6 protein-coding genes are annotated in these 11913 nt (G+C 44.2%); 4 read left to right on the plus strand and 2 right to left on the minus strand.

What is annotated here, in order from left to right:
* Positions 1–72 precede the first annotated feature (72 nt).
* Complete coding sequence (locus CDC33_RS29960; RefSeq protein WP_109012014.1) at positions 73–1692, plus strand: beta strand repeat-containing protein; 1620 nt, start codon at positions 73–75, stop codon at positions 1690–1692.
* 140 nt (positions 1693–1832) lie between these two features.
* On the opposite strand, the gene CDC33_RS29965 is transcribed toward CDC33_RS29960, so the two are convergent.
* Positions 1833–2669, minus strand: coding sequence for an SWIM zinc finger family protein (locus CDC33_RS29965; RefSeq protein WP_109012015.1), 837 nt, complete (start codon positions 2667–2669; stop codon positions 1833–1835).
* Between the two features lie 284 nt (positions 2670–2953).
* Between CDC33_RS29965 and CDC33_RS29970 the strand changes: the two genes are divergently transcribed.
* A complete protein-coding gene (locus CDC33_RS29970; RefSeq protein WP_109012755.1) occupies positions 2954–4153 on the plus strand; it encodes an FAD-dependent oxidoreductase in 1200 nt (399 codons plus the stop codon).
* 37 nt (positions 4154–4190) lie between these two features.
* On the opposite strand, the gene CDC33_RS29975 is transcribed toward CDC33_RS29970, so the two are convergent.
* Entirely contained in the window at positions 4191–8894 is a 4704-nt protein-coding gene (locus CDC33_RS29975) for a sll1366 family intein-prone helicase (protein WP_109012016.1), read from the minus strand.
* A 131-nt stretch (positions 8895–9025) separates the two neighbouring features.
* Between CDC33_RS29975 and CDC33_RS29980 the strand changes: the two genes are divergently transcribed.
* Together CDC33_RS29980 and CDC33_RS29985 are read left to right on the plus strand one after the other, a co-directional pair.
* On the plus strand, positions 9026–9571 hold the full coding sequence (locus tag CDC33_RS29980; RefSeq protein ID WP_109012017.1) for a GNAT family N-acetyltransferase: 546 nt from the start codon (positions 9026–9028) through the stop codon (positions 9569–9571).
* Between the two features lie 101 nt (positions 9572–9672).
* Positions 9673–11829 (plus strand): polyribonucleotide nucleotidyltransferase, encoded by a 2157-nt coding sequence (locus CDC33_RS29985; RefSeq protein WP_109012018.1) that lies wholly within the window; start codon positions 9673–9675, stop codon positions 11827–11829.
* Positions 11830–11913 lie beyond the last annotated feature (84 nt).

Here is an 11913-nt window from a genome sequence, read left to right on the forward strand (position 1 = left end):
TCTTCCACATTCATTGCTGCTAAAAAAGCTTTCTAGCTCACATCTCTGTTTTAAATTTAGAGAATTTTAATTATGCCTAGACTTACAGTTCCACCCAATTTTACAGGTACTGCTGGTGACGACACAATCGTAGGGGAAGATTTAAATAAATTTCCAGCAATCGGGATTGATATTTTAACTGGAGGTTTCATTGATACAGGCTTAGGATTGGACACCATTAAAGGCAACGGCACTAGCGGTAAAGGGGCTGATGGTGCTATCGGTAAGAACGTCAATGGCAGCGAAGGCGGTGCTGGAATCGGCATCAGCAATAATGGCAATCTGAATGCTGGGTCGGGCGACGACGATATCATCAGCAACGGTATTGGGGGTCTTGGAGGCAACGGCACGGATGAGCCTACTGTTGATTCTGGCACTAATGGCGGCGGTGGCGGTACAGGGACTGGCATCAGCAACAGTGGCAAACTGAATACTGGGTTGGGCAATGACACTATCATCAGCAATGGCACTGGCGGCAACGGCGGCAACGGCGGCGGTTATTTCACGGCTGGCGGCGGTGGCGGTACAGGGACTGGCATCAGCAACAGTGGCAAACTGAATACTGGGTTGGGCAATGACACGATCGCGGGCACAGGTCAGGGCGGCACTGGTAATGACAGCCGCTATGGCGGTTATAGTGGATTTGGGACTGGAATCAGCAACACTGGACAACTGGATACCGGAGAGGGAAAAGACACGATCACAGGCATCGGTATTGCAGGCATTCCCGGTAGCGGGATTTTGATCGGCAATGGCGGTGTAGGGACTGGCATCAGCAATAATGGTAATCTCAATACTGGGGCCGGAAATGACACGATCGCAGGCATCGGTATTGCCAGCATTCCCGGCAATGGAATTATACTCGGCACTGGCGGTGTAGGGACTGGCATCAGCAATAATGGTAATCTCAATACTGGGGCCGGAAATGACACGATCGCAGGCACTGGTACAGGTACAGGTACTGGAACTGGCGTTATTAACAGTAAGAAACTGGATACCGGAGACGGAGAAGACACGATCATAGGCACTGGCACTTCTACTGGCAACTTTGACGACAAAATTAATGATGGAACTGGCATCCAGAACATGAAAGGTGCCACCATCACCACAGGGCAGGGTAACGACACAATTACTGGTTCTGGCAAAGGTTTAGTCCCCGACCTCATCGTCATAGGCATCTCCAACGATGGAGTAATTGATACTGGCAATGGTTGTGACATCCTTACGGGACTTGCTAGCACAACAATTGATAGTAATTATGGGAATCCTACTGGTACTGCCATAGGCATTTTTGGACAAGGAACGATCCGGACTGGTGATGGCAATGACTTTATTACAGCCACCAGTACCATCAATGAAGTTCAGCAAAAAGTTACTATTGGTGGCGGTATCGGTATTGATCTAGGCACTGGAAATGACTACTTCAAAGGGTTTGGTACTGGGACTGTAGATGGTGGAAAAGGTTTTGATACCTTAGACCTCAGTGCTTTCAATCGCTCCGAACTCACTTTTTCTGGTGTAATTTCAGGCAATGCCCTAAACCCAGCTAACATTAGCTTCAATAACAATAAAAATGTGATTACGCTCTCAACAACAGGTTTTGAGAATTTTATCTTTGCAGATGGCTCTTTGAACTACAGTACTTTGGTTTGAAACTAAAATTACAACAATCTCACGAAAAATACAGCAGATTACAAATTAATGAAGTACAAAAATACCCCTCCCTAACTCTCCCCTCATAAAGGGGAGGGAACTAGATGAAAAATGCTGTAATTACGAATTACGAATTAATATCAACTTCCTCCCACATTCATTGCTGCTAAAAAAGCCTTTTGACTCACATCTCTGTAAACTGTATTCAAATACTTCATTACCACATCACTCGAAGTTGAATTTACTGCATTTTCCTCTTCCTTAGCTAGGGGGATTGCTCCTAATACATTTAATACCATCTCATTAGTGGAAGGCGCAATCACTACTAATGATGACTCTAGTGGCTCATTGTATTGCCAGAAAGAGTCAATTTTTACTGAGTATTTATTATTAGAAATTGACTGTTGAATATCGGGCGTTTCTGTGGTATTGACCTGAATCTTGGCACTACGTAATTGACGTAAATCGCTGATAATTTGCTCTTTGGTGCGTCCGCGCAATTGAAATAGTACAAAGGGGTCTTCACTGAAGCGATCGCCTAACTGATAGTACAGCGCACCAATGTGTTTACAGGGATTTGCTTTATCAGGACAAGAGCATTTACTCTGGACATCACCGAGGGTAAATGGAAATATCGAAAGACCATTTGCAGTAAAGACTTCTTCTATATTTTGTGGCATTTCTCCTGCTAGTAATTTGGCAGCAAAAATTGCCTTTTGAGACATGCTTTCAATTACATAACCCCACTGTTCATCGCTAAAAGGTTCAAGGGAAAGGGAAACTTTATAAGGTTCTACTTCACTACCTTGTACTCTAGCTAATACTTTTGCACCTTTAAATTCAATACTCAAAACATTCCCTTGACGAGCATAGTTTCTAGCACGTTCTAAACGCTTTTTAAACCGATAGGAATCTAGCAAATCTAGCCATTGTTGTGACCACCATTCTCGACTTGCTTGTAATGTGTAATTAGTCATAAATCAATTTAAAATTCAAAATTATGGAATATTTTTCACACAGTTTGGTTTTATGGTGCCAACTTACTTATAGCGGTTCTTGTTTACGTGAGGTACACCCGTAGAGGCACGGCACTGCCCATTGGTTTTAACTTTATCAACTTTTTAGCAAAAATTTATTCACATTAATCACTGCATTGCCCCATTTTTCCTGAGTCAGAACCCACTTTTTGGTATCGTATGTGATCATGCTCCTCAGTTGAAAATTAATCACTATAGTCATGCTTTGGAACAAGGTGAACGGGATGATTGAAGTCAATTCGACCGATAATGTCTTGGATGTCGCAATCATTGGAGCGGGGCCAGGTGGACTCTGTGCCGCTCATGCTTTAGCACGACTTGGCTTCTCGATCGGGGTTTTTGAGCAAGCCCGCCTGTTGCGACCAATTGGCGCTGCTCTAGGGATGGGTGATCCCGGCTATGCTGCCCTAGCGGAGATCGATGCCGAACTGGCGCAGCAGGTGCGGCTGTTGGCAGTGAATCCCAAACAGCAGATATTGATGCGGCCAAATGGCGAGGTTCTTTTCGCTGATGAATCCCCACTTGCCGGGACAGGCTTCACCTGGCTATGCTGGTATAACCTACAGACCTGTCTTTATAAAGCACTGCCCGCGACGGTATCACTTCATCTCAACCATACCCTCATCGGTTTCACTCGGACTTCAGTCCAGGGTCAAGAGCAATTGCGTTTGAAGTTCCGTGACCAGGAAGATGTCTGTGCCCGACTTTTAATTGGTGCCGACGGTTACAACTCTGTGGTGAGAAGCATTACCGTTGCAGATGGTGCCCCTCTTTATACAGGAACCATGACTTGGAGGGGGATTGTGAAACGGGAAAACTTGCCCTCACTTACCGCTCCCTTCCTTGAATCTGCTGGATTTCAACTTGTGGTTGGAGAAAAAAAGAACTTCTGGATAATGGATGCGGGTACGGAATTGCTTGCTTGGGGTGGCACAGCCCTACGTTTGAATCACTCGAAAAGTTCATCAGCGCTAGAGACGGTACTGCAAATATTTGAGCAATGGCCCCCTCTGGTTGAAAGTGTGATTAGAGCCACTGAGCCTGAGACCATCATCGAAACTGGTGTCTTCGACAGGGAACCAGTGCCGCAGTGGGGGGACTTGAGACGTGTGACCCTACTGGGTGATGCGGCCCACCCGATGCGGCCATCGTTGGGATTGGGCACAACTATGGCCATACAGGATGTGGTAGCCTTGGCTAAAGTTCTAGCCCGTACTGATCTAGGTGATGGGGAACAACTCGGTGTTGCTCTACGCACTTACGAGCAGGAGAGGATTGCTATTTCGGCCCCGTTACAGCGCCTTGCTCGACAGGAGGGTGCTAATTCCCATGCTGAAGATCAGGCAGAGCGGCTTAAAGAAGGATTTTCAGCCGCCCTGGCAGCACGCAGGCAGGCATTCCAGAAGCACTTCAGTGGTGAGTGAAAATTGTTACTACTGGACTAAAGTCCTTACTACGAACTTATTCTGCATCATCGTCAATTACTGCACTGCGATCGAGTATTAGTAAGTTACGAAGCTGGTCTGTATCCAGTTCTGTCAACCATTCTTCACCAGCACCTACAACTTGTTCAGCTAGCTGTTTTTTACTTTCAATCATGTCATGAATTTTTTCTTCTAAAGTGCCTGTGCAAACAAATTTATGTACTTGCACATTCCGGGTTTGACCAATCCGAAATACTCTATCTGTGGCTTGATTCTCCACGGCTGGATTCCACCATCTATCAAAGTGGAATACATGATTTGCTCGTGTTAAATTCAGTCCGACACCACCCGCTTTCAGAGAAAGAATCATAATTGGTGGCCCTTGAGGATCGTGTTGAAAACGGTCGATCATTTCCTCACGTTGTTTTTTACTGGTGCTGCCATATAAAAAGAATATTTCTCGCCCAAGTTGTTTTTCTAAATAGGGTTTAAGTAACTTACCCCACTCAGCAAATTGTGTGAAAATTAAAGCTCTATCCCCTTCTGCTAAAACTTCTTCTAACATTTCTTCTAGCCGCAGAAGTTTGGCTGAATTATGTTGCTCTAATGTCGCTTGTTTCAAGTATTGGGCTGGGTGATTGCAGATTTGTTTGAGTTTGATTAGCAAAGCTAAAATCATCCCCCGGCGTTGCAATCCTTCAGCAGATTCTATCTCTACTAAAGATTGTTCTACAACTTGTTGATAAAATGCAGCTTGTTCACCAGTCAGACCGCAAAATACGGTCATTTCTTGCTTATCTGGTAAATCTTGAATGATGTCGCGATCGCTTTTCAATCGCCGCAGTATAAATGGTTGCACTAATGAACGTAACTGAGTCAAAGAAGCCGTATCACCATACTTTTCAATTGGCATGGCAAATCGACGCTGGAAAAATTGCTTATTGCCTAAATAGCCAGGATTGAGAAAATCCAAAATAGACCAGAGTTCTTGCAGTCTATTTTCTACTGGTGTCCCCGTTAATGCAATGCGAAATGTTGCTTCTAATTCCCGGACTGCTTTTGACTGCTTCGCCTCTGGGTTTTTCACATTCTGGGCTTCGTCTAAAACAATTATCTGCCAAGAGACACTTTGCAATGACTTGATATCTCGATGAAGTAGTGAGTAGCTGGTAACTATTAAATCGTGCTTTTTCACTGCTTCTAAAAACGCTTTTCCTTTTGGGCGTTTGTCACCGTGATATTGCAAAATTTTCAGGCTTGGTGCAAATTTATTGACTTCCCTTTCCCAGTTGCCTAAAACGGAAGTTGGACAAACTAGCAGTGTTGGATTTTCTAGTACGTCCTGTTCTTTCAAGTGCAGCAGAAAAGCAATGAATTGGACAGTGTTGTGGCAAATAATATTGTTAGCGACAAAATTATGATGTTCGCTAACTTCAAAGTCATAAACCCATCCATCGTAATCTATGTCCTCTATTGATTCTATCCGGCAATAAAATACCTCTTGGTCGAGAAGACATTGCAAAGACTGTCTTATTAAGCTCAACTGTTCTACATCTAGGCTGCTATATGCTGACAAAGTTTGAGTTGTCCACTTGGAAGGTTTTAGTAGCTGATACTGTTCTTGGGCTTCTCCACTAATCATACGGCTCATTCCAGCTATTACTCGCTGTAAACTATCTCTAGAAAATTGCTGGGAACCATTAATATAAACAGTGTTGTGCATCCCAAAATGTCGCAACGGAAGTCCCGTTGCTATGACTGTTTGGGCAACCATATCAGAAGCAGGAATTCCTTCAATATTTGTGTTGCTGATCAGTTGACAAATTAGTTCTAGTTTGCTCTGTTTCTCTGAGTTATTAAAACCAATTTCTTGGATAAATCTGCGGGCAGAATTTCCTCCAATTACACCAATATAGTAGGTGCGTAAAGTACGAGTTCCATTAGTAGCACACTTCTGTTTAGGCGATATTCGCAACCAAATGCCGAAACGCCGCAACAGTGCAGAAAGTTGCTGAATTAGTAAGGCTGAAGCTGTAGAAATCTCAATACTCCCCATACTTAAAACAACAGCAGATTCAGCATCAAAATAGTTTTGTAAAAATATCCGCACACTATCCAAGTCTGCCTGCATAATGAAGGACGGAATAGATTTTTCTGCCGACAGTTTCCCCCAAACATAACCTTTAGCTTCTAAGAATTCCCGATAGGCTTGGCTGTTAACTCGAAGAGCAGAAACTCTGTTAGGGAAGGTAGAGATATTAGGGCTGTTAATTTTGAGGTTATAGCGGTTTTGAATGCGTTGGCAAATCTGGAGTAGATCCTCTAATACTTTGGTGTCTTTTTGGGATATTGTCACTCTTCCCACATCGGGTAGTTCATGCCCTTCAGCAATCTGCCAAGCAAGAAACTTGACTAAATCAGGATCTTGTGATTCTCCATTCCAAAGTGTTTTACCTGGGACACAAACGTAATCACCCACCTGTAAGTTATTTGTCCAACCTTTATTTGTCAACAATTTATGACGATGAGTAATAGTGATATTATTACCGTCTTCTAGGGTGATTTTTCGTAATTTCTCGTGGACTTGCTGGCGATACAAGCGTCTAACATTAGCTTGGACAATTTTGCCAGTTTTTTCATCTATGGAATTAACTAATAATTGCTCTGTGGGGTTAGCCCAAAATCCCTCGCCGTCAAATTCTGTTTCTCCAGCGTGAGTTGTCCAGATTGTCTCTGCTGTGCGTAACAGTCCATTTACATTTACTAAAGTATTATTTGCTACACACTTACCGAGTCCCATATCGTCGGCAAGACACGCACCCAAACCCCAACGTTCCAAGAAAGATAGCCAAGCAGCACCACGTTCTTGATAAGGCCGCAACTGTCCTTTAAAGGCTGCTGGTGTCGGTAAAGGTGCGATCGCTTGATTATTATTTAACGCCCCAATCAACTCTTGCAACGCCCCAGATGCCTCAAAACTGACCACTGGTAATTTTTCAATTACCTGGGTATCCCCTGTACTGAAACGCAAGGCATCTTCTAAGGAAAGCGCCATTTGGTCTTTGCGAGTGGTAAAAAAGGTTTGGGCTGTTTTGATATCCTGGGGGCGCAATTCCACCCACTCGCCGTTAATTTCTACTAGCGGACTATTTAAAGCCACAAGTTTATCAAACTCAGCTTTAGAAATAGTTTGTCCACCAATTGCCAATTGCCATTGGAAATTTAGCAAACTTTGCAATCCTAAACGTCCCTGCTTTTTCTTTGGGGTTTCAGCAGTAATTTTCAAACCTAAACGGTTCGCCCATCCTTCGCGGTTCGCCAAACTAGAAGGCAAAATTACTCCTAAACCACTGTCTTCCAACCTCCAAGCTACAGCCTTGATAAACTCATAAGCTTGCATGGGGGTGATCCGAGAAGATTGGGGATATTCGGTTTCAAAACTGGGTGCGATCGCTGGATATAATCGAGAAGCTACCCCCAAACCGCGCAAAAATGTTTCCTGTGGTTGCTCAATTGTCCGATTTTCATAAACCAATTGTTCAACTGGATTGTTCCAAATAGTTGCCGCATCGACCAAAAAATCAGGATCATCTGCCGCTTGTAAATAATACGCCAATGTCCAATCTATTTCGCCAGACTCTGGAGAACGCAGTTGAAAACAGGTACGAAATAGAGTTTTAAGCGTTAATTGGTATTGTAGCGGCATAGTCCAAGCTTTCAGTGCCGCTTCCAGTCGTTCCACTTCAATTGCATCTGCATTAACTGTATCAGATACATTAGTTAAAGCTTGCAACCATTGTCGCACCCCACCTGGTAAAGATGCGATCGCTTTAGCTTCAATTGGAGGTTGAGAACCCACCATTCCTCGCACTTGGGCATCTATCGTACTGTTGAGAAATCCCAGCAACAATTCTTGAGGTTCGGTAGGGAAGTCTACATAAAGTAGGGATTGGGGATTAGGGATTAGGGATTGGGAAAACTCCTCCCCAGTCCCCAGTCCCCAGTCCCCAGTCCCCAGTCCCTCTTGATAAGTCCGACAAACCAACGGCATATTTGCAGAAAATCTTTCTAGACGGGTTCCATCTACAGCACTGTCTAGAAGTACTTGCCATTTGGCAGCAAATGCAGCATCTGCTTGTCGGTCAATTGTTGGTAAAAACTTGCACCGTGAGATTAAATCTAAACTCCATCGGGCAACTTGCGACCAAAAACGTAAATCTCCTCCTAAAAAGGCATCTTCTCCGTTAGTCGCATTTAAGGGAATAGCAGCGAGAAATTTTACTGCTTCGCTGGGGTTAAGACAAAAACCTTCAACTCGCCACGGTTGCAAATATTGCGGAGAGTCTGTGTTTAGTTCCAAACTGGCAGAATGTACAGGGATCGCTGTTGTTTCTTCGTTACTGCCTTCTGGAATATAAGTTGGTAAGGCAATAATTTGCGAATACGTTGGTAAACTGATCTCAGTAGTAGTGGCAGCTTTGCGCGTTCGTCCAGTTGTAGCGATCGCTTTGCTTGCCGCAGGCATCGCAACTTGGGGTTGCTGCATGAAGTTGGTAATCGCCATGTTCTGCAAACGCAACCACTCATTCAACTCAACTGATGTCATCGCCAATGGATTTAGTGGTATATTTCCAGAACCATTAGGCTCGAAATTCACTCGTGGCGATCGCCAAGTTTCTCCCCAAATAAATAAACAACCATTTTGATTTTTTAGTAACCAATTACAATGTAAAATCGCCATTTTCTAACTACTCAGATTTCCCAAATTTCAAGAATCAAAACCGCAATTATTCTACTTTTTGCATCTTCTTAATAAGAAGGTTTTTAGCTAAAAATTATAATATAATTAATTTCACATTAATATTATTAGTAATGATTTTTCCCTTAATTAAATTTTTAAAAAACGGGATAATAGTTGAACTAGATTATATGCATCCTCAAGAACAGGAGGTTGTAAGAGCATTACTCAATGTTGTAATTGTTGAGGGCAAAACTTATCCCCAAAAGGAACCTCTATCTCAGGCAGAATTTTCAGCTTACTGGTTGAGTAAAGATGCCTTTGTTGTCAGGACATCTGTTCAGGATGCTACACACAAACCAAAAGAAATATTAGGGGCGTTTTATTTAAAACCAAACTTCCCCGGTCGGTGTTGCCATATTTGCAACGCTGGTTTTATTGTACAACCTGGGTTACGTGGTCAGGGGATCGGGCGGTTCATGGGAGAAGCGATGCTCTTAATAGCAGCAAACCTGGGCTATGAAGCAGTAATGTTCAATTTGGTCTTTGAAACTAATATACCTTCATTTACACTTTGGCAGTCGTTAGGATTTGAGATTATTGGGCGCATTCCGTGTGCGGCGAAGCTAGAGGATGAACAAACGGTAGACGCGCTGATGATGTATCGTGCTTTGGGTTGAACTACTTATCTATCTTTGTATGTACTAGAAGTCAGTCATAGTGCATAAATGTTAGGATTGCCACAGAAAGAGAATAGCGAAAGAGAAGGAAAAAAAACTGAATGGCAGAAGTTGATAAGTCAATATCCTTCGATGGAAGGGATATTCGACTGAAAGTAGGCCTACTAGCTCCCCAGGCTGGTGGGTCGGTTTTGATAGAATCAGGGGACACATCCGTTTTAGTAACGGCTACGCGATCGCAAGCCAGAGAAGGCATTGATTTTCTTCCCCTGACAGTAGATTATGAAGAAAGGCTATATGCCGCTGGTAGGATTCCCGGAGGGATCATGCGCCGAGAAGGTCGTCCACCAGAAAAAACAATTCTCACCAGCCGTCTTATAGACCGCCCCATGCGTCCCCTGTTCCCTTCATGGCTACGGGATGACCTGCAAATTATTGCCTTAACGATGTCGATGGACGAGTTAGTTCCACCCGATGTGCTAGCAGTTACAGGCGCTTCCATCGCTACTTTAATTGCCCAGATTCCTTTTAATGGGCCAATGGCAGCAGTGCGGGTTGGTTTAGTGGGAGATGATTTTATCATTAACCCTACTTATGCAGAAATTGAAGCCGGAGACTTGGATCTAGTAGTAGCAGGTTCACCACATGGCGTAATCATGGTGGAGGCGGGAGCCAATCAATTGCCAGAGCGAGATATTATCGAGGCGATTGACTTTGGTTATGAAGCAGTACGGGACTTAATCAAAGCGCAGCAAGATTTAGTAGCAGAACTGGGTCTAGTAATAGTGCAAGAAGCACCACCAGAAGCAGACCAGACGCTAGAAAATTATATCCGCGATCGCGCTAGTGGTGAAATTAAGAAAATCCTGTCTCAATTTACTTTCACCAAACCCGAACGCGATGCCGCTTTAGATGTCGTCAAGGATGAAATTGCTACAGCGATCGCCGAACTGCCAGAAGAAGATCCAATTCGAGTTGCTGCAACTGCAAATAGCAAGGCACTTGGTAACACTTTTAAAGATATTACCAAATACTTCATGCGGCGGCAAATCGTCGAAGATAACGTTCGCGTTGATGGTCGTAAACTTGATGAAGTGCGACCTGTTTCTTGTTTAGTTGATGTTTTACCAAAACGAGTCCACGGGAGTGGTTTATTTAACCGGGGACTAACTCAGGTATTATCCACTTGTACTCTGGGTACACCTGGGGATGCCCAAAACCTCAACGATGACATGCAGCTAGATCAACACAAACGTTATCTGCATCATTACAACTTCCCGCCTTTCTCAGTCGGGGAAACCAAGCCAATGCGGGCCCCAGGAAGGCGCGAAATTGGTCACGGCGCATTAGCAGAACGAGCGCTACTACCTGTAATCCCGTCAAAAGAACAATTTCCCTACGTAATTCGCATCGTCTCGGAAGTACTTTCCTCCAACGGTTCGACTTCAATGGGTTCAGTCTGCGGTTCCACCTTAGCTCTGATGGATGCTGGTGTACCAATTATCAAACCCGTCAGTGGCGCAGCAATGGGTCTGATTAAGGAAGGGGACGAAGTGCGAGTCCTCACCGATATTCAGGGCATTGAAGACTTTTTGGGCGACATGGACTTCAAAGTTGCCGGAACGGATGTCGGGATTACCGCCTTGCAAATGGATATGAAAATCTCCGGTTTGTCGTTGGAGGTTATTTCCCAAGCCGTTCACCAAGCAAAATCAGCCCGGTTGCACATTCTAGAGAAAATGCTTGCGTGCATTGACACGCCACGGACTGAAACCTCACCTTATGCTCCACGTCTGTTAACAATCAAGATTGATTCAGACATGATTGGTCTGGTAATTGGGCCTGGAGGCAAGACTATTAAGGGGATTACAGAAGAAACGGGTGCAAAAATTGACATCGAAGATGATGGCACCGTGACCATTTCGGCTGTGGATGAGAATAAGGCGAAGAGAGCCAGAAACATCATCCAAGGCATGACCCGCAAGTTACACGAAGGGGATGTCTACGCAGGACGCATCACTCGGATTATCCCGATAGGTGCATTTGTGGAATTTCTGCCTGGAAAAGAAGGGATGATCCACATCTCACAACTAGCTGACTACCGCGTTGGCAAAGTTGAGGATGAAGTCGCAGTGGGCGACGAAGTGATTATCAAAGTGCGCGAAATTGATAACAAAGGTCGGATTAATCTCACTCGCTTGGGTATCCACCCAGATCAAGCAGCAGCAGCAAGGGAAGCTGCGGCGGTGAATCGCTAACTCGATTTGGGATTTTAGATTAGATAAAATCTAAAATCCGCGATGCCTACTGTGAAGGCATCGCCGTATGCTTCTCTAATTAAT

It is taken from the genome of Nostoc commune NIES-4072 (assembly GCF_003113895.1).
Taxonomy (GTDB): domain Bacteria; phylum Cyanobacteriota; class Cyanobacteriia; order Cyanobacteriales; family Nostocaceae; genus Nostoc; species Nostoc commune.

Coding starts and splice junctions, on each gene's coding strand:
- CDC33_RS29975 (WP_109012016.1), bottom strand. CDS start 8,894: ATGGCGATTTTACATTGTAATTGGTTACTAAAAAATCAAAATGGTTGT.
- CDC33_RS29965 (WP_109012015.1), bottom strand. CDS start 2,669: ATGACTAATTACACATTACAAGCAAGTCGAGAATGGTGGTCACAACAA.
- CDC33_RS29985 (WP_109012018.1), top strand. CDS start 9,673: ATGGCAGAAGTTGATAAGTCAATATCCTTCGATGGAAGGGATATTCGA.
- CDC33_RS29960 (WP_109012014.1), top strand. CDS start 73: ATGCCTAGACTTACAGTTCCACCCAATTTTACAGGTACTGCTGGTGAC.
- CDC33_RS29980 (WP_109012017.1), top strand. CDS start 9,026: ATGATTTTTCCCTTAATTAAATTTTTAAAAAACGGGATAATAGTTGAA.
- CDC33_RS29970 (WP_109012755.1), top strand. CDS start 2,954: ATGATTGAAGTCAATTCGACCGATAATGTCTTGGATGTCGCAATCATT.